Source organism: Pantoea sp. CS_6 (assembly GCF_041954745.1).
GTDB classification, from domain to species: Bacteria; Pseudomonadota; Gammaproteobacteria; order Enterobacterales; family Enterobacteriaceae; genus Pantoea; species Pantoea stewartii.
Map to the genome: position 1 here is coordinate 495,742 of NZ_JAVAYG010000001.1, position 21,381 is coordinate 517,122.

Sequence of the window (21,381 nt, forward strand, 5' to 3'; positions counted from 1 at the left end):
TTGAATCTGAGAAGTTTACGTGGAGATGGTAGGGAGTGAAACCCTTAATCATCGTGGTATGTCAATGCGAGATCCGATTTGGCATTAGCGCAGAGATCTCTATAATGCGTGCGCGTGAGTCAGATGTCAGAGAGGAAGTTATGAGACGAAGCAGAAACGAAGTGGCCCGCTGGAGAATGTTGCGTCAGGTGCAGCGTCGACGTTCGCGCTGGCTGGAAGGGCAGTCACGCCGCTATAAACGCATCCACGGGATTCGCCATCAACTGGCGCAACAGCAACGTCGTTCCATTCTGTTTATCACACAAAATCTCTGATGACGCAGCCGCGCGAAGCGGCTGTTAAATTACTGTCCGGTCATCAATAAGTTGACGTTAACCAACTGGACGGCTGCCGCCAGTACAATCAGCATGACGATCAGGTGCTTTTTGTTTCGCCAGCCGTGCTTTCGCCACAGATACAACGCGCCACCCACAAGCAGGGTGATGACCAGCAGCAGGGCCATGATAATGGCATGCATTCAGACTATCTCTGTAGAAGCGTCAGTGTTGCGGGCGGGCTCAGAAAACCCGCTTAAACGGCTTGACGCTGACGTGTTTGTAAACAGCGGCCGCAATATAGGGATCGTCCGCTGCCCAGGCCTGGGCCGTTTCCAGTGACGGGAACTCTGCAATCACCGTGGAGCCGGTGAAACCGGCTACGCCAGGATCGTTACTGTCAACCGCAGGCATGGGGCCTGCAACGATCAAACGGCCTTCTTCATGCAGCAGCTTCAGACGCGCAAGGTGAGCGGGGCGCACCGCGTTGCGTTTTTCCAGAGAATCGGCGTTATCTTCAGCATAAATGACGTAAAGCACTAGGGCGCTCCCATTGACTCTATAAATTTTGCAACACGGTAAGGGATAGTTAAGTAGAGTGCAAACGAAACCTTGCGTCAATAACGTGCTGAGCATAATGGGCTAAAGGGGCTTTTTTCGCCCGGCACTAAGGTGATTATTGAAACTGATTGCTATTTGCATTTAAAATCAGGGCTTCATTTGATAACTGCGATTGTTATGACCACGCTGACTATGCCTTTACCGAAACGCACGCCTGTCGCCATGATGTTGTCCGTTGTGCTCCATGGTGCAGTCATTGCCGGTATTCTCTATGCGTCTTTTCATCAAACCCGAGAACTGCCCAAAGCATCCCAGCCAATCAGTGTGACAATGGTCGCGCCCGAGGTTCAGCCTGAACCCGCAATCACACAACCGACACCGCAACCGGACCCCCAGCCAGCCCCCGAGCCTGTGGCAGAGCCGAAACCCGCTCCGGAACCGCCTAAAGCTGAGCCAGTGCCGATTCCCAAACCGGAACCCAAACCTGAGCCAAAACCCAGACCGCGGCACCCGCCCAAACATACACAGCCAAAACGCGAAGTAAAACCGCGTGAGGAAGCGAAGCCCCAGGCCAACCCCTTTAAGCAGGATGCGCCTGCAACACAGACTAAGCCTGCGACAGCGCCGAAAGCGACACCGTCAGCAACACCTGCGCAGACGGCCTCAACCGGCCCAAAAGCGCTGAATATCAGCAAGCCAGCCTATCCGCCACGCGCGGCGGCCCTGCGAGTAGAAGGCCGTGTCAGAGTGAAATTTGATGTGGACAGTGACGGACGGGTCGACAACATTGATATTCTGTCTGCGGAACCGCGCAACATGTTTGAGCGCAGCGTCAAACAGGCCATGCGTTCGTGGCGCTATCAAAGCGGTAAGCCCGGTACCGGTCTGACGATGAATATTGTGTTTAAAATTAACGGCGGGGCCAGCCTTGAATAAGGCTTGTGAGGCGTTTCAGCAACGTGAAGTCGGCTAAGCGGGCCCGGACCCGCCCGGGTCCGGTTCAGATTCAGCCTGTCTGCGATGTCAGGCTGAACCGCACTCAGGCAGGGGCTGACTGATTATCCCGTCCCGCAGGCAGCTGACGGGGATGGCCTTCATTGTCCACCGCAACATAAATAAAGACCGCTTCGGTTGCGCAATAGGTCTGACCAATAGGCTCAGACGACACTTTCTTAATCCATACCTGCACATTGATCGTCATTGAGCTGTTGCCCGTGCGAATGCACTGTGCGTAGCAACTGACAACATCGCCGACCGCGACGGGTTTTAAAAAGGTCATACCATCCACTCTGACGGTGACGACACGGCCCTCGGCGATTTCTTTTGCCAGAATGGCACCGCCCATATCCATTTGCGACATTAACCAGCCACCGAAGATGTCGCCGTTTGCGTTAGTATCCGCAGGCATCGCGAGCGTCCGCATGACCATTTCGCCCTGGGGCAATTTATGTTTTTCGTCCATTGCGTTGTTTTCTTATGTAATGAAAGAAAGGCTGCCCGCACAGACGGGCAGCAGGTTTATTTTTGCTGTTGTTGCGGCATCTTACGCCAGATATAGAGCCCACTCAGTAAGGTAAAGAGCAGCGTCAGGCCGGTCAGCCCAAACACTTTAAAGTTAACCCAGACTGACTGAGGTAACCAAAATGCCACATAGATATTCGCCAGACCACACAATAAAAAGAAGAGGGCCCAGGCAATATTCAGATTGCGCCATACGGTGTTGGGTAACTCCAGCTCTTTTCCCAACATGGTCTGAATTAACGGCTGTTTCATAAACCACTGGCTGAACAGTAACGCCAGCGCAAACAGGCTGTAGATCACCGTGACTTTCCATTTAATAAATTCATCATTATGGAAAACCAGGGTGAGCGTGCCAAACACCGCCACCAGCACAAACGTAAAAATGGTCATTTTTTCAAGCTTGCGATAGAGCACCCAGCTTGCCACCAGCGCCAGGCCGGTCGCGACAACCAGGGCTCCTGAGGCGACGAAGATGTCGTACAACTTATAAAAAATAAAGAAAACCACAAGGGGAAGAAAGTCGAGTAACTGCTTCATAGTCATTCCAGTTAAGGCGGTATTCCCGGCCAGTGCGCCCCAAGGCGCACGGACAATCAACGTAACAGCATATAAAGCCGGTACAGGTAAATTACTAACAGGGTTGAAATCAGATTCCCGATAGCGGTGAAAATCACCGTCGACACGTTCATCGGCAGCACCACTAACGAGGTAAAGAAAAACATCACTGCCAGTTTTGCCAGCAGCCACAGAATAATGGCTGGTGCAATCAGTCTGACGTTTTTCCAGGCCATGCGCATGCTGGCGCGCATGGCGGCGATAACGCCCAGTTTTTCATTTGCCAGAATGATTGGCGACAACGAGAGCACGATGGTAAGCAGCACGCCAGGCACCACCAGAACCATAAAACCCAGTTGGGCGACCAGGGTGATCAAAAAGGTCAGCAGCAGCAGTTTCGGTAATAAAGGCGCGGATGTACCAATGGCACGCAGCGCGCTCACGCGCTGGCCAGACGATACCAGCGGAATCAGGCACAGCATACCGCCCAACAGCAGCGTATTGCCGACAAGGCCTGCAAAAGTACCCGCAGCAGACGCACGCAGCAGAACCTGCTGCTGTTCGGGTGACATGCTCTGCACCATTTCAAACAGCGAGGCACTGCGGATATCGCCTTGCTGCAGGATCGCCATTTGATCGTCACCCGGTGTGAAGGCATGTAAAAGCATCACTGTGACAAACGCGGTCAACAGTGACATCAGCACCAGGGTAATCAGTTGATGACGAAAAAAATTTCCTGTGTCACGGTATAACGATCTTGCCGTGATAGACATGTACACTCCTTGAAAGAACCGGGTTAATTAACCCGTCGATTGTACATGTTCTGGCGGCTCGCTGGCACCCGCAACCGGATAACTTTCTGTCATAACAGGTAAAGATGGGTGAAACAGTGCGGGAAGGCCATAGCGTGCCCGGGCCCGATCGCAGCCTTCATTCCCGATCCCGTTTTCGCCGGACATAGCAAACTCCCGGCAGGGCGAGGGGCGGTTCTCATAAATACTGCACGACACGCAGTGGCCGATTTCCCCTTCAAGCGCAATACAGCGCGGCGAACGATCGTTCGTCCCACGCATATTTCGCATCATCAGACTTAAAGGTTCCGTTAATTCTGTGGGAACGGGGCCGCCCGCATCGTCGGCTTCAGCCCAGTAAAACGAGACGCGGAAGTGGGCACAACAGGCACCACAGCTAATACAGGGGTTTGTAGTTTCACTCATTTGATCGCCCGCCACCTCTAAGGCATCGAACCAAAATCACAGGGGGAGATGAGCAAAGTAATGCCGCTCCATTTTTTCGGCAAGCACTATTTGTGTCCGGGATACGGGCATAAAATTGATCTGAGTCAATTCATTGTTTTTTATATCATTTTTCCGTCTTGATTTAGATGCATTTATAAAAAAAACGCGTTAAACCTGTGCGCACAAAAAAATGATTCAGTGCAGGCACCTTACTTTCTCACAGGAGTGACTATGAAACTGGCTAAATGCGCCATGCTGCTGGCGCTTGCGTTACCTCAACTGGCACTGGCCCACCAGGCAGGTGATTTTTTTATTCGCGCAGGTAGCGCCACCGTTCGACCTAACGAAGGCTCGGATAACGTACTGGGTATGGGCGGATTCAGTGCCAGTAATGATACCCAACTGGGCTTAACGTTTACCTATATGGCGACAGACAATATTGGCGTCGAGCTACTGGCGGCCACACCGTTCCGCCATAAAGTTGGCCTTGGCCCAACGGGCACGCTGGCGACGGTCCGGCAATTGCCGCCAACGCTGATGGCACAGTACTACTTCTTTGACAGCCAAAGCAAAGCGCGACCCTATGTCGGCGTCGGCATTAACTACACGACGTTTTATGATGCAACGTTTAATCAGACCGGTCGTGATGCGGGATTAAGTGATCTCAGTGTGAAAGACTCGTGGGGCATTGCCGGTCAGGTAGGGCTGGATTATCAGATTAACCGTGACTGGCTGCTGAATGCATCATTGTGGTACATGGATATTGATACGAACGTGAAATTTAAATCGGGCGATCAGCAGCAAAATATTCATATGCGTGTTGACCCCTGGGTATTCTTCTTTGGCGCAGGTTATCGCTTCTGAAGAAAAAAGGGCCACGCAATGCGTGGCCCTTTTGGGTTTAAAACGGCGTTATTTAATTTGCATGTTATTCACGACGGATCTTACCCCAGCAACGCTTCGGGTCACCTGAACGGCACGGTTAGCCATTTGCGGTGAGCTGACAAAGCCGCTGAGCTGCACTTTACCTTTAAAGGTTTCAACGTTGATTTCGGTTGATTTCAGCGACTCATCTTTTAACAATTCGGCTTTCACTTTGGTGGTAATCACGGTGTCATCAATGTAACCGCCGGTGCCTTCTTTCGTTGGCGTTGGCGCACAGGCGCTGAGTGTTAATGCAACAACAGCCGCGACCATGGCACTTGCCAGCACTTTAAACCATTTCATTGCTTCTCTCCCTGTCACAAATAGGATACGTCGTTACCATAACGGCGCCTGTTAATTGTGGTGCAGAAAATCCGAAATGGGCAAACGGACAGCGAAAAAAAACAGCGAAATCATGCCTTACCGGGCGGTAAGGCATAAGGTGAAGGCTGTTAGCGGGTGGCGGCTTTGAGATCGTGGATAAATGTTCTCAATGCGTCCAGCATGACCTCTGGCTCGGCGTGATGCTTTTCAATAATTTTCACAACAGCGGAACCTGAAATTGCACCGGCTGTGCCTGCCGCGAGAGAGTCTTTTACCTGGGAAGGTTCGGAAATGCCAAAGCCCTGTAGCGGCGGGGCTGCATGGTATTCCTTCAGGCGGGTTATCAGATGATCAAGTGGCAGGCTGGCCCGCTTTTCAGTACCCGTCACGCCCGCTCGTGATAACAGATAGGTGTAACCGCGACCGTGAGAAGCGATTTCGCGCAGAAGTTCATCGCTGGCGTTCGGTGGGCAGATGAAAATGGGCGCAATACCGTGACGCATAGCCGCCTGACGGAAAGGTGCCGATTCCTCTACGGGCACATCAGCCACGAGGACAGAGTCGACCCCCGCTTTGGCACAACGCGCATAAAAGTCATCAATACCATTGCTGAACACCAGATTGGCATACATCAGTAAACCTATCGGGAGTTCGGGATATTTTTGACGAATCGCCGCGAGCATTTCAAAACACTGTGCCGTCGTCGTTCCGCCAGCGAAGGCACGCAGTGTTGCACTTTGAATAGTAGGACCATCTGCTAAAGGATCAGAAAAGGGAATTCCCAGTTCAAGTGCGTCAGCCCCGCCTTCTACCAGCGCATCGATAATGCGTAATGACAGGGCAGGTGACGGGTCACCCAGAGTTACGAAGGGAACCAGCGCACCTTCTTTCTTCGCCGCCAGACGCGTAAACAGTCGATCATAACGTTCCATCAAATTTCTCCCTGCGCAGTCAGAATATCGTGAACGGTGAAGATATCTTTATCACCCCGCCCAGAAAGGTTCACCACAATCAGCTGCTCTTTCTCCGGCTCCGCCTTCGCCATTTTTAAAGCATGGGCCAGCGCATGGGCGGATTCAAGCGCAGGGATAATGCCTTCCGCACGACAAAGCGTTTTAAAGGCTGCCAGCGCTTCATTGTCGGTGACGGAAACATAGTCCGCGCGGCCGATGCTGTTCAGATGGGCGTGCTGAGGGCCGACTGACGGGAAATCGAGGCCGGCAGAAATCGAGTAGGACTCTTCGATTTGCCCTTCGCTGGTCTGCATCATCGGGGCTTTCATCCCGAAGTAGATGCCGACCCGGCCGTGTTTCAGCGGTGCGCCGTGCTCACCGGTTTCGATACCGTGGCCCGCTGGCTCAACGCCAATCAGTTTGACGCTCTCTTCCTCGATGAAATCGGCAAACATGCCAATCGCATTGGAGCCGCCGCCGACGCAGGCGATGACGGCGTCGGGCAGACGTCCTTCTTTTTCCAGAATCTGTTTTTTCGTCTCTTCACCGATCATGCGCTGGAACTCACGCACGATGGTCGGGAACGGGTGCGGGCCGGCCGCGGTGCCCAGCATATAGTGGGCGGTTTCATAGCTGCCCGACCAGTCACGCAGCGCCTCGTTACAGGCATCTTTCAGGGTGGCGGAACCGCTGTGAACCGGAATCACTTCGGCACCCATCAGGCGCATACGAAAGACGTTAGGTGACTGACGCTCAACATCCTTGGCGCCCATGTAGATGCGGCATTTCATGCCCAGCAGCGCACAGGCCAGGGCTGAAGCCACACCATGCTGACCGGCTCCGGTTTCCGCTATAATCTCGTTTTTGCCCATCCGTTTAGCCAGCAACGCTTGTCCCAGTACCTGGTTCGTTTTGTGCGCGCCGCCGTGCAGCAGATCTTCACGTTTCAGGTAAAGGCGGGTTTGAGTGCCTTTGGTCAGGTTACCGCACAGGGTTAAGGCTGTCGGGCGGCCGGCATAGTTTTTCAACAGGTCGGTAAATTCAGCCTGAAACTCAGGGTCTTTTTGGGCGCTGACAAAGGCTTCTTCAAGCTGCTTCAGCGCAGGCATCAGAATTTGTGGCACGTACATGCCGCCAAACTCGCCGAAATAGGGATTAAGTAAAGTCATGGATCTATCCTTTTGTGTGCCCGCCTTCAGGCGGGCCAGTCCAGTCAGTAGGCGCGAAGCGTTCGGAACACCGCCGCAATTTTGCTGGCATCTTTGATGCCTGGCGCGCTTTCTACACCGGAATTAAAATCGAGTCCTGCACAACCCAACTGTGCGGCTTCCACACAGTTATCCGCGCTCAGCCCACCGGCCAGCAGAACATTCTTCAGGTCCTGCCCGTGTAGCAGCGACCAGTCAAAGGTCTGGCCCGAACCGCCCTGACCATTATCGAAAACGTAACGGTCAATATGCGGCCAGTTACGTTCTGGCAACGCGTCGCTGATGCTGAGCGCTTTCCAGATTTGTACCTGTTCAGGCAGTGCCTGATAAAGCGCAGCCACATAAGCGTGGTCTTCATCGCCATGCAACTGCACAGCAGCCAGCTGCAATGATTCCACTTTAGTGACAATGTCACTTATTGCCGCATTGCGGAACACACCCACATAGTTAAGCGGGGCACCGGCTATCACGGCACGTGCTTTCTCGGTATCCACCTGACGCGGCGAGCCCTCGGCAAAAATAATTCCGCCGTAAATAGCGCCGGCATCACAGGCCGCGCAGGCATCTTCAGGGCGCGTCAGTCCGCATACCTTGTTGCTGCCCAGGGTGACACGTCGCACCGCAGCATGAAGATCCTCTTCTTCCATCAATGCCGAACCAATCAGGAAGCCATTTGCAAAATGACTCAGTTCACGCACATCGCGGTAATTGTTGATGCCCGATTCGCTGATAACGGTCACACCTTGCCCCAGGCGCGGCGCAAGCTGACGCGTCCGGTTGAGATCAATCGACAGATCGCGCAGGTCGCGGTTATTAATGCCGACCACTTTGGCTTCCAGCGCAATAGCGCGTTCCAGCTCCTGCTCATTGCTGACTTCAGTCAAAACGCCCATCTGCAGGCTGTGTGCGATGGCGGAAAGCTGACGATACTGCTCATCATCCACGACCGACAGCATCAGCAGGATGGCGTCAGCCTGATAAAAACGCGCCAGATAAATTTGATAAGGGTCGATGATAAAGTCTTTACACAGCACCGGCTGCGTAATCGCAGCACTGACGACGGGCAAAAAGGCAAAGTCGCCCTGGAAATATTTCTCGTCGGTTAATACCGAAACGGCAGAAGCATAATGGCGATACACCCCGGCGATCATTTCGGGATCGAAATCATCGCGGATCAGCCCTTTTGAAGGCGAAGCCTTTTTGCATTCCAGAATAAAGGCAGTGCGGGTGCCCTGCAGTGCGTCATAAAAGCTACGGCTGGAAGGAACAATGCGCGGCTGGAAGCTTTCCAGCGGTTGCTGCTGCTTACGCGCTTCAACCCAGACGGCTTTGTCTTTCACGATTTTATCTAACACTGTACCCTGCATGATTATCCTCTTGATGCCAGAGCCACCACGCGCTCATAAGCCTGACCGCTACGGATGGCGTTAAGCGCACGCTGTGCATTTTCACGGAGATCTTCATTACCAAACACTTTCAGGAGCATGGCCACATTCACGGCAACCGCCTCCTCATGGGCCTGCTCGCCATTACCCTGGAGTAAACGTGTCAGAATGTCACGGTTTTCTTCGGGCGTGCCGCCTGCCAGCGCGTCTTTAGGATGGAATCCGAAACCAAAATCCTCCGGACTTAACTGATAGCGGGTGATTTCCCCTTCGCGCAGCTCGGCCACCTGTGTCACATCGTGCAGGGCAACCTCATCCATGCCGCCGCCATGTACCACGGCTGCACGCTGGTAGCCTAATACTTTCAGCGTCTGAGCAATCGGCAAGACCAGCTCAGGGCTGTACACGCCAATAACGGCTAACGGTGGGCGCGCAGGGTTGATCAGTGGCCCCAGAACGTTAAACAACGTGCGGGTCTTCAACTGCTGACGCACCGGCATAGCATGGCGAAAGCCCGTGTGGTACTGCGGTGCGAACAGGAAGCAGACATTCAGATCGTCCAGTGCGCGCCGCGCCAGCTCAGCGGGCATGTCCAGGTTAATCCCGAAAGCGGCCAGCAGGTCGGATGACCCCGATTTGCTGGATACGCTGCGATTGCCATGTTTTGCCACCTTCAGACCACAGGTTGCGGCGACAAAGGCACTGGCGGTTGAAATATTAATGCTGTTACTGCCATCCCCGCCGGTGCCCACAATATCGGCGAACGCATAATCCGGACGCGGAAACGGTTTGGCATCTTCAAGTAAGGCACAGGCTGCCCCGGCGATTTCCTCCGGGTTCTCGCCCCGGACTTTCATCGCAACCAACGCCGCCGCCAGTTGGGTAGGTTCAAGCTGGCCGGTAATAATGGCGCTGAACAGCTGGTGGCTTTCTGCCTGCGTCAGACTATGCGACTGGTAAAGTTTTTCCAGAATCGGTTGCATTGCGTTCTCCCTGTTACTTCGCCAGCGCCCAGGCAAGTGTCTGTTCAAGCAGACGTGCGCCCTGAGTGGTTAAAATGGATTCAGGATGGAACTGGAATCCGCAAACCCGATCGTGTTCATGACGGACGGCCATCACCATGCCGTTGTAGCTGGCATTGACCGTTAATTCGTCTGGTGTATTGCTGCCCACCAGTGAGTGGTAACGGGCAACGGGAAGAGGATTACTCAGTCCGGCAAACATCGCCTCGCCGTCATGGATAATGGATGACGCTTTGCCATGCAAAATTTCACCGGCCTGACCGACATGGCCGCCATACGCTTCCACAATCGCCTGATGGCCCAGGCAGATCCCGATAATCGGTAACTTTCCGCGTAGCGCACCCAGCAGTTCGGGCATACAGCCCGCGTCTTTCGGCGCGCCAGGGCCGGGTGACAGCATCAGGACAGGATTGTCCATGCTCTGCAAACGTTCAATCAGCAAAGCGGCCGGTACGTTGTTGCGGTAAATCACCACGTTGTGCCCAAAGGTGCGCAGTTGATCGACAAGGTTGTAGGTAAATGAGTCGATGTTATCCAGCAGCAGGATGTCAGCCATCAGAAGATCTCCTTGCAGTGATGAGCAGTGGCGATAGCGCGCAGCACCGCGCGGGCTTTATTGCGGCTTTCATCGGCCTCGGCCTGTGGGTTAGAATCGAGCACCACGCCCGCGCCGGCCTGTACAGTGGCCACGCCGTCTTCCACGTAGGCTGAGCGGATCACAATACAGGTATCCAAATCACCGTTGGCGGTGAAATAGCCGACAGCGCCGCCGTAAATACCGCGTCGGGTGCCTTCGGCTTCAGCGATCAGTTGCATGGCGCGAACTTTAGGCGCGCCGCTCAGCGTGCCCATATTCATGCAGGCGCGGTAGGCATGTAGCACATCCAGATCCTCACGCAATGTCCCCACCACGCGGGAGACCAGGTGCATAACAAAGGAATAACGATCAACCTTGGTCAGATCCGCAACGTAGCGGCTTCCGGGACGACAAATGCGCGCCAGGTCATTGCGTGCGAGATCGACCAGCATCAGGTGCTCGGCCAGCTCTTTATGATCGGTGCGCATTTCAAGTTCGATACGGCTGTCCAGATCGCGGTCCAGCGAGCCATCCGCATGTCGACCGCGTGGACGCGTTCCGGCAATCGGGTAAATTTCGATCTGTCGTGAGGCGGCGTCGTACTTGAGCGAGCTTTCCGGCGAGGCGCCAAAGAGCGAAAAATCCTGATCCTGCATAAAGAACATATACGGGCTGGGATTACTGCGTTTTAACGTATCGTAAGCGGCCAGCGGCGACGGGCAGGGCAGTGAGAAGCGACGTGATGGCACGACCTGGAAGATCTCACCAATACGAATAGCATCCTGCATCTTCCTCACCACATTACAGTATTCCTCATCGCTCTGGCTGGTGGTCAGCGTCATCGTTTCGACCGGCTTGACGGGCAACGCAGGTGCAGGTTGCAGCATTTGTCCGTGTAACTGCTCAATACGGCTTTGCAGACGCTGGAATTCGTGGGTGGACGGACAGAACAGGCTGGCCTGCAGGCGGGCACTGTGTGCCTGGTGATCGAGCACCAGCAGGGTTTCCGCCAGATAGAAACAGTAGTCAGGGCAGCGCTGCTCACTGCTGAGCGTCGGCAGGTCCTCAAAACCCGCGACCAGATCATAGGCAAACAGGCCGCCAACGAACACGGCTTCGCGCTCATCGGCGGGCGAGTTCACTAACTGCGGAATCACACGCAGGGCATCAAACACCGACAGGGCGCGTAAGCGAGAGTCTTCATCTTGCTGCTCGTGAGTTGTCGTAAATGTTAACACCCGGCCATCAGGGCGCGATTCATTTTTGATTTCGGCGGGAAGCGCCTCGTCCAGCAGCGGCAGCAGCGCCCGACCATTATCAGACAGGGCTTGCACAGTGACGCAGTTACCCAGCGCGCTGATACGCAGGGCACTGTCGATGATCATCAGACTTTTTAAATTTTCCTTGCTGTCGATATCCGCAGATTCAAGCAGCAGCGTTGACGGGCGCGCGCCGCATAACTGATGAAAAACCGCGGCGGGATCTTCCCGATAAGGGGCGTTACCGGTAATTAACTTCACTGTAGGTTTTGCATTGAGCATGATGATTTCTCTGAATGTCGTCCAAAAAAAAGCCCGCTTGTTGGCGGGCTCAGGTATCTGCACAGGTTTACGCTAAGTGTGCACGACAACGCCGCCCGACCGGGAAACATTGCGCCACCAACCAGTGAAAAGCGTAATAACCATTTTCATAAACACATACCCGTCTGCGGTGAACTTGTGTACTAGTTAACTGGTTCGTGACAAAAATGTCAATACACTTTTTCAGTGACCCATAAAATCGTTATCATGCTGACCTGTTCCATCGCCAGCAGGAGTTGTTTTGAGCGATATCGCCCGTTTTCCGCTTTACGATCTACATAGTCATACACGGGCTTCCGATGGATTGCTATCCCCGCAGGCGCTGGTCGCGCGTGCGGTTGAAATGCGCGTAGGTGTGCTGGCCATTACCGATCACGATACCGTGGCGGGCGTCGCCGAGGCACAGCAGGCCGCATTACGTGCTTCGTTGCCAGTCAATGTCATAGCCGGCGTCGAGATTTCCACGCTGTGGGAAAATCATGAGATCCATATTGTTGGATTAAATATCGATATTCATCATCCCGTCATGACGCAGTTCCTCGCTGGTCAGTATACGACGCGACTGGAACGCGCCCAACGCATTGCTGAGCGGCTTGAAAAAGCCCAGATTCCCGATGCACTGGCGGGCGCCCTGCGTTTAGCCGAAGGGGGAATGATCACGCGGGGACATTTTGCCCGCTATCTGGTTGAGGTTGGCAAAGCGAGCACTATGGCGCAGGTATTCAAAAATTATCTGGCCCGAGGCAAAACCGGCTACGTGCCGCCGCAATGGTGTACAATTAATCAAGCCATTGATGCCATTCACCATTCTGGTGGCTGTGCGGTGCTGGCTCATCCGGGACGCTACGGATTGTCGGCAAAATGGCTGAAACGCCTGATCGCGTATTTTCGCGCTGCGGGGGGTGATGCTATCGAGGTGGCACAATGTCAGCAGGCACCCGATGAGCGTACCACGTTAGCCGGGTACGCCCGTGATAACGATCTGGCCGCATCGCAAGGTTCTGATTTTCATCAACCCTGCCCGTGGATTGAGTTAGGCCGCAAACTGTGGTTACCCGCAGCCGTAGAACCCGTCTGGGAACGCTTTCCCGCACTGGCTCCGGCTGCTGAATGCACGGAAAGGTGACAAGAGGTTTTTATGAGTCAACTGTTTCATATTCATCCGGATAATCCGCAACCGCGTCTGATTAACCAGGCTGTGGAGTACCTGAACAAAGGTGGCGTGATTGTTTATCCGACCGATTCAGGCTATGCCCTGGGATGTCGTCTGGAAGAAAAAGGCGCGATGGAGCGCATTTGCCGTATACGACAACTGGATGGCCATCATAATTTCACACTGATGTGCCGCGATTTGTCTGAGTTGTCGGTGTATTCACAGGTGGGCAACAGCGCGTTCCGCCTGATTAAAAATAACACGCCGGGCAATTACACGTTTATTCTGAAGGCGACGAAAGAAGTCCCGCGCCGTCTGATGAACGAGAAACGTAAAACCATTGGTTTACGTGTCCCGTCGAATCCAGTGGCCCTGGCGTTACTGGAAGCGCTTAATGAACCGATGATGTCGACATCCTTGATTCTGCCAGGCAATGATTTCACTGAATCTGATCCGGAAGACATTCAGCACAGTATTGGTAAGCTGGTGGACTTAATAATTGACGGCGGCACGCTGGGACAGCAGCCTACCACCGTGATTGATTTGACCAGTGATGCCCCTGAAATTGTCCGTGAAGGCGCTGGCGACACAACGCCTTTTATGTAAGACCGTCAGGTTTTACGGGTGTCAGGAATCGTCGCCTGTAACCAGTTTTTAAACTGGCCGTAAGGGATATAGAGTGACACATCTTTCAGTATCACTTTCCCGCTACGGCCATTTTTAATTGAATCGGAATACCCGACGATCACGCCGCCGATGGTATCGTCACTATTGAAGACCCCACCGCCAGACATCCCCTGAACCACGCCAGCATTGGAAGCCATCGCGATGCACGGACTTTTATTCCAGAGGTTACGAATGGCGGTGCGTGCGAGATTCACACCCTTTGATTCAACAGGTAGCGCCGAAATATAGCTGTAACCGTACATCTTTACGTGATCGCCAATATCGGTGCTGCGGAAGTGAGCCAGCGTATCCGGCGGATTCTTGTGATAAATAATCGCAAGGTCGCAGTAAGGGTGATAAGACTTCACGCGCTGCACGGCAAATTTTGCCACATGCGCGGCAGTCAGGCTGTATTCAGGCGTCAACGGAATAGTGGTGCCCAGCGTGCCTAAACCCAGAATCGTCGGAATGCCTGTCACGCTCATATCCACGTGCTGCATTGCCGTTCGGCTGTACTCGGTATGGCCCACGGAACAACCGCTCAGCGCCAACGCAATCAACGCTGAACTTACAAAACGTTTTTTCATGGTGGTGTCTTCGCTTAAGCATGCCAGTAAAATCCCTGGTGAAGATTAAGGACATGCAAATTAAAGCTCATCGTGAGCCGTATTAACGCAGCGTTTCCCGATGCGCCAGTATTAAGATTAATAACAACCCTTTAGCGTGCTGCAATTTAATGCCCGGGTCAGAAATAACTGACACCGTACGGATTAAAATCTGCTCACTGTCCGGTCGCATAATGTGTTATCGGCAATAGATTGCAATAGTCCAATTTTTTTTAACTTTACGAGGGTAAAAAAAAAAGCCATTGCGGACTTAATGATAAAAAACAGGGTGATGACCACCTTCTTATTCTTTCATTATCGGCTGATGAATAAAATTGTACAGTGATTTTTATGTTGTATAGCTTTGCCCGACGCAACCTGTTGATAATAGAGTAAACAGGGTGCATTAAAGATGCGAGGCGGGCTAACAGAGGGCTGCTGGGCCCACAATGATTTTATTTGACTTAAGTAGCAGTGTTTTGTTTTTATTTTTTGTAAACAGCCACAAAAATAAAACTGTTTAGCGCGCCGACTGAGTGTGAGCCGTTAATGCAAAGTGTCAGGCCAGATACCTGGAGACTTAATCATTAATGCGCTACCGGTTTTGGCAGGAAATGATTTATAAGAGGGAGTAAAGACGGAAATAAAGCCAATAGCTGCGATAAGTAACATTAATTAAAATGAAGTAACCAAATGTGACATTCAGATAATATTCTCCCCCTGTTACGGTTGTGTCATTTGACTTAATTACCCTGAATAAACGTGTGTGCTTATAATGATCTTCTCGCGCGATCACCAGGACGCAACGCAGCCATCTAATTCGACCAGATCTTAACCGGACCAGGCGTGAGCGCGTAGGGATCGTCACGCCCGGGACAGGTGTCGTAAGGCACGGGTCAGCAGCCAGGCCCCGTACGCCGCTTCCGGGCGGCACATTACGGGTTACAATGCCTCAGACATGCTGTATAATGGGGCCAACAGGAAAATATAACCTATTGATTTTAAAGGTTTAATTACCTAATCCATCCGACGCCTGGGAAGGCGACAATGAGGTAGCTCCATGAGCGAGAAGTTACAAAAAGTCTTAGCGCGTGCCGGTCACGGTTCGCGTCGTGAAATTGAAGCGATGATTGCGGCCGGACGCGTGAGCGTTGACGGTAAGCTTGCCACACTCGGCGATCGCATCGAAAATAATAAAGCCCTGAAAATCCGTATTGATGGCCATCTGGTATCGATTGCTGAATCTGCAACAGAAGTGTGCCGTGTGCTGGCGTATTATAAACCTGAAGGTGAACTCTGCACACGCAGCGATCCTGAAGGGCGGCCTACGGTCTTCGATCGTCTGCCGCGCCTGCGCGGTTCGCGCTGGATTGCCGTTGGCCGCCTTGACGTGAATACCTGTGGACTCATGCTTTTTACAACGGATGGTGAACTGGCTAACCGCCTGATGCATCCCAGCCGGGAAGTGGAACGTGAATACGCGGTGCGCGTGTTTGGCCAGGTTGACGATGACAAAATTCGTCAGCTCAGTAAAGGTGTGCAACTGGAAGATGGTCCGGCAGCGTTCAAAACATTGCGTTTTGCGGGTGGAGAAGGCATCAACCAGTGGTACAACGTCACCCTGACTGAAGGACGCAACCGTGAAGTTCGCCGTTTATGGGAAGCCGTGGGTGTACAGGTCAGCCGCCTGATGCGTGTCCGTTATGGTGACATCACCTTGCCAAAAGGTGTACCACGCGGTGGCTGGATGGAACTGGATCTGCCAGCGGTCAATTATCTGCGCAATCTGGTAGGAATGGATGACGAAACCGTCACCAAACTGGCGGTTGAGAAAGATCGCCGTCGTACAAAAGCCAATCAGATTCGTCGGGCCGTGAAACGTCACAGCCAGGCCAGTGGCAGACCCGCTCGTCGTAATGCCAGTAGCAAACGCAACGCAACCTGAGTGCCTGCCGGGTTGATATAAGGCTATAAAAAAGCCGCAACATCGTCTGTTGTGGCTTTTTACTTTCTGGCTGACGCTCCCGGGCATCTTACCGGTGGAAGAGGGGAAACGCGCCGGTTACTAAGCCGCCCGCCATCAGCACCAGGCTAATCAAAATCCCCCATTTTATGGCAAAACGTTGATGGTCACCGATATCCACTTTGGCCAGACCGACTAACAGATAGACCGACGGCACCAGTGGACTCAGCAGATGGAAGGGTTGGCCCACAATGGAGGCTCGGGCAATTTCTTCTGCTGAAATGCCATAGCTGGCGGCCGTCTGCGCGATGACAGGCAGAATGCCAAAGTAGAAAGCATCGTTGGACATAAAAAAGGTAAACGGCAGACTGATCAGGGCGGTAAATAGCGCAAGATAAGGTCCGAAACTGTGCGGAATAAAGGCCAGCAGACTTTTCGCCATGGCGTCCACCATGCCGGTACCTGACAGTATGCCGGTAAAAATACCTGCCGCAAAAATCAAGGCAGTCACCGCCAGCACATTACTGGCGTGTGAACCGATACGGGCTTTTTGCTCCTCAAGCGAGGGGTAATTAAGCATGACGGCAATTGCAAAAGCCAGCATAAACAGAATCTGAATGGGCATGGCACCCACCACCAGAAGCACCAGCAGTACCGTGGTCAGAATAAAGTTTGGCCAGAACATTTTGGGCCGGCGATTTGCTGCGCATTCGTCTGCATCACCCAGGCCCAGTTCGATATTATTCAGATGGTCGTCGCTAATGCGCATGACGCCCAGACGTTTACGTTCCTGTAGCCCAAACACGAAGGCCAGACCGACAAGAGCAACACAGGCGATAAGAATGGCCGGTAGCATGGGAATGAAAATATCCAGCGCATCAATGCGCAGCGCGGCCGCCGCGCGGGCTGTGGGGCCTCCCCACGGCGACAGGTTCATGATGCCGCTGGCCAGGTTAACCAGGCAGGTCATTGCCAGCACATTCATGCCCAGTTTCCGGTAGAGGGGAAGAAACGCGGCAATAGCAATCATGTAGGTGGTGGAACTGTCGCCATCCAGCGAGACCAGCAAGGTTAATACAGCGGTACCGACCAGCACTTTAAGCGGGTCGCCACGCACAATTTTCAGGATGAAACGCACCAGCGGATCAAACAGTCCGGCATCGATCATCAGGCCGAAATAGAGAATAGAAAACGTCAGCATCACACCCGTCGGAGCCAGCGTTTTGACCCCGTTCAGCATCATTTCCCCAAGTCCGTGATAAAACCCGCCGATAAGCGCAAAAAGCGTCGGGATAAGAATGAGCGCGATTAGCGCTGACATGCGTTTGGTCATGATCAGATACATGAAACAAACCACCATCGTAAAGCCCAGTATGGTCAGCAAAATAAGAGCCCTCTTATTGGCAAAAGTTATTCAATTGTTATCAGAAAGAACATTTAATTATGGAATCGATTAGCACGGTAATGATTAACCTGTTGATTTGATTAACCACGCGCAATGGGATGATATTAAAGCTAAATATTTTTTATCATTTATTTAACATTGAAGAGTGATCCCGATCGGTTTTACGTCTCTCAACGGTAAAAATATGTGATTGAGATCAATCATGGCGGCGGCGGATGACGCCGGTTTTCAGGCAGGGTTTCTGGAAAAGGCGCGTAAAACGTTTCGCAAAATTAACATGAATGGAAAATAAAAGCGGGAAAAGCCCTGAGGACCAGCTGTGCCAGGCTGCAATGACAATAAGCGGGCATGCAGGCCGATAAACAGGGAAAAGGAAGTACAGAGGGGGCACTGCGTAAGATAAGCAGGCCGGATGCATAAGGGCAGCCAGCCTACGGTAAAGGCTACCAGTCTATTCCCTGCTGTGCCTGGATACCGGGGTCAAAGGCATGTTTCACCGGACGCATTTCCGTCACGGTGTCAGCCATATCCAGTAAGGTGCGATGGCAACCCCGACCCGTAAGGATGACGCTCTGGTGGGCAGGACGGCCTTGCAGAGCGGTTACCAGCTCGTCGAGTGGCAGATAATCCATACTGATCATGTAGGTGATCTCATCCAGAATCACTAAATCAAGCGTGTCATCCGACAGCATGCGTCTGGCATGTTCCCAGACGGCCAGGCAGGCCGCTGTATCGGTCTGGCGATTTTGCGTTTCCCAGGTGAAACCCGTGGCCATTACCTGAAACTCCACCCCGTGCCGGGCCAGAAGGTTGCGTTCGCCGTTGGGCCATTCTCCCTTAATGAACTGAATGGCCGCGGCACGTTTGCCATGCCCGCAGGCGCGTAGAGCCGTGCCAAACGCAGCGGTGGTTTTACCTTTACCGTTTCCGGTAAACACCATCAAAATGCCTCTGACTTGCTGAGCGGCAGCAATGCGGGCATCCACCTGTTCTTTCAGACGCTGTTGCCGCTGTTGATGACGATCGCTGGTCATTACTCTGCGGCCCCGGGTTTTCTGCCTGGCTGCGCATCGAAGCTCATACCGGTTTTACGGCGGCTGTCATCGCCCATTAAATAGAGGTAAAGAGGCATGATATCGGCAGGCGTTTTGAGTTTACCGGCGTCTTCCTGAGGAAACGCACTGGCGCGCATTTTCGTACGCGTACCACCAGGATTAATACAGTTAACCCGCAATGCCTGATTTTTATACTCGTCGGCCAGCACCTGCATCATGCCTTCTGTGGCGAACTTTGATACCGCGTAGGCACCCCAACCCGCGCGCCCGGTACGGCCCACACTTGACGTCGTGAATACCAGCGAGCCGCTTTCGGATTTGAGCAGCAACGGCAATAGCGCCTGGGTGAGGTAAAACGTGGCATCAACATTAATTTTCATGACCTGTTGCCAGATTTGCGGATCCAGGTCGGCCAGCGGAACAATCTCACCTAAGATACTGGCGTTATGTAACACACCATCCAGACGGGAGAATGTTTGCGCCAGTTCCTGCGCTAGCTGCGCACAGCGTGCCGGCGTGGCGTCTGAAAGATCCAATACCACCGAATGGGCAGGGCGCTTGTTCAGTTGGTTTATCAACGCTTCTGTCTGCTGCAGCTTTTCAGCGCTGCGCCCCAGTAAAATCACCTCCGCGCCGAAGCGGGCGTAGGTCAGGGCCGCTTCGCGTCCAATGCCGTCAGAGGCACCCGTCACCAGGATAATGCGATGGGCAAGTAGATCATCTTTCGGTTGATAATGCATGTTGGGAACCTCCCGCAACGTCTGGGTTTTTCGCTTTATGCCCTAATTCAGGGCACGACGCAATTAGCAATAGGGACAATCTGTGCCAGATGCTGGCATTTCAGGCGACGCAGTAGCATAAACCCGTTAAACTAGGCGTTTGTCAGTAATCCTCTGTTTAATAAGGCGACACGATGGATCTTCTTTTGAGTTATGGATTGTTTTTAGCAAAAGCGGTGACGGTGGTCGTTGCCATTGCTGCCATCGTCATGATTGTTGTACATGCCGCTCAGCGTAAACGTCACCCGGGCGGACAACTGCGATTAACGCGGTTAGATGACGATTACAACAAGATGAAAGAGGCGTTGCAGCTTGAGAAAATGAAACCGCAGGCGCAAAAACTGTGGTTAAAAAACCATAAAAAGGCCGAAAAACAGAAGGCGAAAGCAGAGAAGCGCGACGCGAAGCAGGGCAATGTCGACACCGTTAAACCCACGTTGTACGTGCTTAATTTCAATGGCAGCATCGATGCCAGTGAAGTGAAATCGCTACGCGAAGAAATTTCAGCCATTCTGGCGGTTGCCCAGCCGGGCGATGAAGTATTACTGCGTCTGGAAAGCCCGGGCGGCATGGTTCACGGTTATGGCCTGGCGGCGTCACAATTGCAGCGCCTGCGTGATGCCGGGTTGAACCTGACAGCGGCCGTGGACAAAGTGGCGGCGAGCGGCGGCTATATGATGGCCTGTGTGGCCAATACCATCGTGGCCGCGCCTTTTGCCGTCATCGGTTCCATCGGGGTTGTCGCGCAAATCCCTAACTTCAACCGTCTGTTGAAACGTAATGACATTGACGTTGAGTTACACACGGCGGGTCAGTACAAACGTACGCTGACGCTGTTTGGTGAAAACACCGAAGAAGGACGTGAAAAGTTTCAGCAGGATTTGAACGAAACCCACCTGTTGTTTAAACAGTTTGTTCATGAAATGCGTCCTTCCCTCGACATTGACCGGGTGGCAACCGGCGAGCACTGGTATGGCCGGCAGGCGCTTGGACTGGGCCTGATCGATCGCATTTCGACCAGTGACGATCTCATTATCGCGAATATGGCGAAATTCACGGTACTGGGCGTGACGTATGTGCGCCGTCGTTCAAAAATCGATCGCCTGACGCAAAGCGCAGGGCAGGTGCTTGAGCGCATTATGCTTAAATGGTGGCAGCGCAGCGACAAACGGTTTTTGTGATGCATCGACCCGGCTCAGGCCGGGTTTTTTATACCAGGTGATAACGGGGTGACAGCAGAACGGCCAGGTGTTTGAACAGGTTGAACACCGCCGTGGTTTTTGCGGTCGGCAGGCCTTCCGTGTCCAAAAAGTACGGCCCTTTAAACACCAGCACATCGCCCTGCTGGCTGACGGCAGTAGCTTCAATACCGGCGATAAAATCATCATGTTCCCTGAGCATCGCGTTAGCGATATCTAACAGTGCCTGGGACGACACTCCCTCAGTCAGATTCTGCATATGTCTGTGCCTTTTTGACAGCCTGATAATTCTTTCTATATTACTTCCGTACTGCACTGTTCGACAAATCGTGGGCAGGGGTAAAAAAGGGCTTTCCTCACACCAGATGCTAATTAAGTTGCGTAACAGATTTTA

General features: G+C 53.0%; 23 protein-coding genes, 1 pseudogene and 1 other annotated feature. Of the genes and pseudogenes, 7 read left to right on the top strand and 17 right to left on the bottom strand.

All coding sequences use genetic code 11. The features are described 5' to 3' along the window. The first annotated feature begins 140 nt into the window (after positions 1-140). Entirely contained in the window at positions 141-314 is a 174-nt protein-coding gene (locus RAC90_RS02200) for a YciY family protein (protein ID WP_006119368.1), read from the top strand. 29 nt (positions 315-343) lie between these two features. Here the strand turns inward: RAC90_RS02200 and RAC90_RS02205 are convergent, their stop codons facing one another. Together RAC90_RS02205 and RAC90_RS02210 are read right to left on the bottom strand one after the other, a co-directional pair. Continuing rightward, the gene (locus tag RAC90_RS02205) at positions 344-517 is read right to left on the bottom strand and encodes a hypothetical protein (RefSeq protein WP_006119367.1); all 174 of its coding nucleotides are present in this window, start codon (positions 515-517) and stop codon (positions 344-346) included. Between the two features lie 40 nt (positions 518-557). Beyond that, positions 558-854, bottom strand: a complete 297-nt coding sequence (locus RAC90_RS02210) for a YciI family protein (protein WP_375123894.1) — start codon at positions 852-854, stop codon at positions 558-560. A 198-nt stretch (positions 855-1,052) separates the two neighbouring features. On the opposite strand from RAC90_RS02210, the gene tonB reads away from it, so the two are divergent. Next, positions 1,053-1,811 carry a TonB system transport protein TonB gene (gene tonB, locus RAC90_RS02215; RefSeq protein ID WP_133745255.1) on the top strand — a complete coding sequence of 253 codons (759 nt, stop codon included), beginning with the start codon at positions 1,053-1,055 and terminating at the stop codon, positions 1,809-1,811. Positions 1,812-1,914: 103 nt separating this feature from the next. On the opposite strand, the gene yciA is transcribed toward tonB, so the two are convergent. The 4 genes from yciA to RAC90_RS02235 are packed head-to-tail and all read right to left on the bottom strand — an operon-like array spanning position 1,915 to position 4,168. After that, positions 1,915-2,337: an acyl-CoA thioester hydrolase YciA gene (gene yciA / locus RAC90_RS02220; protein WP_033741850.1), complete on the bottom strand. Its 423-nt coding sequence runs from the start codon at positions 2,335-2,337 to the stop codon at positions 1,915-1,917. Positions 2,338-2,393: 56 nt separating this feature from the next. Continuing rightward, the gene (locus tag RAC90_RS02225; protein ID WP_006119363.1) at positions 2,394-2,933 is read right to left on the bottom strand and encodes a septation protein A; all 540 of its coding nucleotides are present in this window, start codon (positions 2,931-2,933) and stop codon (positions 2,394-2,396) included. Positions 2,934-2,989: 56 nt separating this feature from the next. Then, positions 2,990-3,724 (bottom strand): YciC family protein, encoded by a 735-nt coding sequence (locus tag RAC90_RS02230; RefSeq protein WP_375123895.1) that lies wholly within the window; start codon positions 3,722-3,724, stop codon positions 2,990-2,992. A 27-nt stretch (positions 3,725-3,751) separates the two neighbouring features. After that, the gene (locus RAC90_RS02235; RefSeq protein ID WP_033741845.1) at positions 3,752-4,168 is read right to left on the bottom strand and encodes a YkgJ family cysteine cluster protein; all 417 of its coding nucleotides are present in this window, start codon (positions 4,166-4,168) and stop codon (positions 3,752-3,754) included. Positions 4,169-4,420: 252 nt separating this feature from the next. On the opposite strand from RAC90_RS02235, the gene ompW reads away from it, so the two are divergent. Then, entirely contained in the window at positions 4,421-5,053 is a 633-nt protein-coding gene (ompW, locus tag RAC90_RS02240; protein ID WP_039342995.1) for an outer membrane protein OmpW, read from the top strand. 48 nt (positions 5,054-5,101) lie between these two features. Here ompW and RAC90_RS02245 read toward each other — a convergent pair whose 3' ends face one another. The 6 genes and pseudogenes from RAC90_RS02245 to RAC90_RS02270 all read right to left on the bottom strand — a co-directional run bounded on the left by RAC90_RS02245 (position 5,102) and on the right by RAC90_RS02270 (position 12,123). Next, positions 5,102-5,416 (bottom strand): BON domain-containing protein, encoded by a 315-nt coding sequence (locus RAC90_RS02245; RefSeq protein ID WP_006119359.1) that lies wholly within the window; start codon positions 5,414-5,416, stop codon positions 5,102-5,104. Positions 5,417-5,565: 149 nt separating this feature from the next. Then, positions 5,566-6,369 (bottom strand): tryptophan synthase subunit alpha, encoded by an 804-nt coding sequence (gene trpA / locus RAC90_RS02250; protein WP_033741843.1) that lies wholly within the window; start codon positions 6,367-6,369, stop codon positions 5,566-5,568. Beyond that, entirely contained in the window at positions 6,369-7,559 is a 1,191-nt protein-coding gene (trpB, locus tag RAC90_RS02255) for a tryptophan synthase subunit beta (RefSeq protein WP_033741842.1), read from the bottom strand. The genes trpA and trpB overlap by 1 nt, the downstream gene beginning before the upstream one ends. A 44-nt stretch (positions 7,560-7,603) precedes the next feature. Beyond that, the gene (gene trpCF / locus RAC90_RS02260; protein ID WP_039342988.1) at positions 7,604-8,965 is read right to left on the bottom strand and encodes a bifunctional indole-3-glycerol-phosphate synthase TrpC/phosphoribosylanthranilate isomerase TrpF; all 1,362 of its coding nucleotides are present in this window, start codon (positions 8,963-8,965) and stop codon (positions 7,604-7,606) included. A gap of 2 nt (positions 8,966-8,967) precedes the next feature. Further along, a pseudogene (gene trpD, locus RAC90_RS02265) lies at positions 8,968-10,561 on the bottom strand (bifunctional anthranilate synthase glutamate amidotransferase component TrpG/anthranilate phosphoribosyltransferase TrpD). Beyond that, positions 10,561-12,123: an anthranilate synthase component 1 gene (locus tag RAC90_RS02270; RefSeq protein WP_172912555.1), complete on the bottom strand. Its 1,563-nt coding sequence runs from the start codon at positions 12,121-12,123 to the stop codon at positions 10,561-10,563. The pseudogene trpD and the gene RAC90_RS02270 overlap by 1 nt, the downstream one beginning before the upstream one ends. A 23-nt stretch (positions 12,124-12,146) precedes the next feature. Beyond that, positions 12,147-12,249: a sequence feature (Trp leader region), on the bottom strand. A 154-nt stretch (positions 12,250-12,403) separates the two neighbouring features. Between RAC90_RS02270 and RAC90_RS02275 the strand changes: the two genes are divergently transcribed. Together RAC90_RS02275 and RAC90_RS02280 are read left to right on the top strand one after the other, a co-directional pair. Next, positions 12,404-13,288: a PHP domain-containing protein gene (locus RAC90_RS02275; protein WP_375123896.1), complete on the top strand. Its 885-nt coding sequence runs from the start codon at positions 12,404-12,406 to the stop codon at positions 13,286-13,288. Positions 13,289-13,300: 12 nt separating this feature from the next. Continuing rightward, the gene (locus RAC90_RS02280) at positions 13,301-13,921 is read left to right on the top strand and encodes an L-threonylcarbamoyladenylate synthase (protein ID WP_039340183.1); all 621 of its coding nucleotides are present in this window, start codon (positions 13,301-13,303) and stop codon (positions 13,919-13,921) included. A 5-nt stretch (positions 13,922-13,926) separates the two neighbouring features. Here the strand turns inward: RAC90_RS02280 and RAC90_RS02285 are convergent, their stop codons facing one another. Next, positions 13,927-14,568 (bottom strand): hypothetical protein, encoded by a 642-nt coding sequence (locus RAC90_RS02285; protein WP_006119348.1) that lies wholly within the window; start codon positions 14,566-14,568, stop codon positions 13,927-13,929. A 1,078-nt stretch (positions 14,569-15,646) separates the two neighbouring features. Here RAC90_RS02285 and rluB point away from each other — a divergent pair. After that, positions 15,647-16,531, top strand: coding sequence for a 23S rRNA pseudouridine(2605) synthase RluB (gene rluB, locus RAC90_RS02290; RefSeq protein WP_006119347.1), 885 nt, complete (start codon positions 15,647-15,649; stop codon positions 16,529-16,531). Positions 16,532-16,619: 88 nt separating this feature from the next. Here the strand turns inward: rluB and RAC90_RS02295 are convergent, their stop codons facing one another. The 3 genes from RAC90_RS02295 to RAC90_RS02305 form a co-directional block, all read right to left on the bottom strand. Beyond that, entirely contained in the window at positions 16,620-17,933 is a 1,314-nt protein-coding gene (locus RAC90_RS02295) for a CitMHS family transporter (RefSeq protein ID WP_006119344.1), read from the bottom strand. 464 nt (positions 17,934-18,397) lie between these two features. Then, positions 18,398-18,988, bottom strand: a complete 591-nt coding sequence (gene cobO / locus RAC90_RS02300) for a cob(I)yrinic acid a,c-diamide adenosyltransferase (RefSeq protein WP_375092451.1) — start codon at positions 18,986-18,988, stop codon at positions 18,398-18,400. After that, on the bottom strand, positions 18,988-19,749 hold the full coding sequence (locus tag RAC90_RS02305) for a YciK family oxidoreductase (RefSeq protein WP_006119341.1): 762 nt from the start codon (positions 19,747-19,749) through the stop codon (positions 18,988-18,990). The genes cobO and RAC90_RS02305 overlap by 1 nt, the downstream gene beginning before the upstream one ends. 173 nt (positions 19,750-19,922) lie before the next feature. Here RAC90_RS02305 and sohB point away from each other — a divergent pair, with 173 nt between their 5' ends. Then, positions 19,923-20,969: a protease SohB gene (gene sohB, locus RAC90_RS02310; protein ID WP_006119340.1), complete on the top strand. Its 1,047-nt coding sequence runs from the start codon at positions 19,923-19,925 to the stop codon at positions 20,967-20,969. A 28-nt stretch (positions 20,970-20,997) separates the two neighbouring features. Here the strand turns inward: sohB and RAC90_RS02315 are convergent, their stop codons facing one another. Then, positions 20,998-21,246 carry a DUF2498 family protein gene (locus RAC90_RS02315; RefSeq protein WP_006119339.1) on the bottom strand — a complete coding sequence of 83 codons (249 nt, stop codon included), beginning with the start codon at positions 21,244-21,246 and terminating at the stop codon, positions 20,998-21,000. Positions 21,247-21,381 lie beyond the last annotated feature (135 nt).

Bases quoted from the DNA above. Each gene is read 5' to 3' on its own strand.
- RAC90_RS02245 (WP_006119359.1), bottom strand. From the start codon at position 5,416: ATGAAATGGTTTAAAGTGCTGGCAAGTGCCATGGTCGCGGCTGTTGTT.
- RAC90_RS02315 (WP_006119339.1), bottom strand. From the start codon at position 21,246: ATGCAGAATCTGACTGAGGGAGTGTCGTCCCAGGCACTGTTAGATATC.
- RAC90_RS02270 (WP_172912555.1), bottom strand. From the start codon at position 12,123: ATGCTCAATGCAAAACCTACAGTGAAGTTAATTACCGGTAACGCCCCT.
- RAC90_RS02285 (WP_006119348.1), bottom strand. From the start codon at position 14,568: ATGAAAAAACGTTTTGTAAGTTCAGCGTTGATTGCGTTGGCGCTGAGC.
- cobO (WP_375092451.1), bottom strand. From the start codon at position 18,988: ATGACCAGCGATCGTCATCAACAGCGGCAACAGCGTCTGAAAGAACAG.
- tonB (WP_133745255.1), top strand. From the start codon at position 1,053: ATGACCACGCTGACTATGCCTTTACCGAAACGCACGCCTGTCGCCATG.
- ompW (WP_039342995.1), top strand. From the start codon at position 4,421: ATGAAACTGGCTAAATGCGCCATGCTGCTGGCGCTTGCGTTACCTCAA.
- trpA (WP_033741843.1), bottom strand. From the start codon at position 6,369: ATGGAACGTTATGATCGACTGTTTACGCGTCTGGCGGCGAAGAAAGAA.
- sohB (WP_006119340.1), top strand. From the start codon at position 19,923: ATGGATCTTCTTTTGAGTTATGGATTGTTTTTAGCAAAAGCGGTGACG.
- trpB (WP_033741842.1), bottom strand. From the start codon at position 7,559: ATGACTTTACTTAATCCCTATTTCGGCGAGTTTGGCGGCATGTACGTG.
- RAC90_RS02230 (WP_375123895.1), bottom strand. From the start codon at position 3,724: ATGTCTATCACGGCAAGATCGTTATACCGTGACACAGGAAATTTTTTT.
- RAC90_RS02305 (WP_006119341.1), bottom strand. From the start codon at position 19,749: ATGCATTATCAACCGAAAGATGATCTACTTGCCCATCGCATTATCCTG.
- trpCF (WP_039342988.1), bottom strand. From the start codon at position 8,965: ATGCAGGGTACAGTGTTAGATAAAATCGTGAAAGACAAAGCCGTCTGG.
- RAC90_RS02235 (WP_033741845.1), bottom strand. From the start codon at position 4,168: ATGAGTGAAACTACAAACCCCTGTATTAGCTGTGGTGCCTGTTGTGCC.
- RAC90_RS02200 (WP_006119368.1), top strand. From the start codon at position 141: ATGAGACGAAGCAGAAACGAAGTGGCCCGCTGGAGAATGTTGCGTCAG.
- rluB (WP_006119347.1), top strand. From the start codon at position 15,647: ATGAGCGAGAAGTTACAAAAAGTCTTAGCGCGTGCCGGTCACGGTTCG.
- RAC90_RS02225 (WP_006119363.1), bottom strand. From the start codon at position 2,933: ATGAAGCAGTTACTCGACTTTCTTCCCCTTGTGGTTTTCTTTATTTTT.
- RAC90_RS02280 (WP_039340183.1), top strand. From the start codon at position 13,301: ATGAGTCAACTGTTTCATATTCATCCGGATAATCCGCAACCGCGTCTG.
- RAC90_RS02205 (WP_006119367.1), bottom strand. From the start codon at position 517: ATGCATGCCATTATCATGGCCCTGCTGCTGGTCATCACCCTGCTTGTG.
- yciA (WP_033741850.1), bottom strand. From the start codon at position 2,337: ATGGACGAAAAACATAAATTGCCCCAGGGCGAAATGGTCATGCGGACG.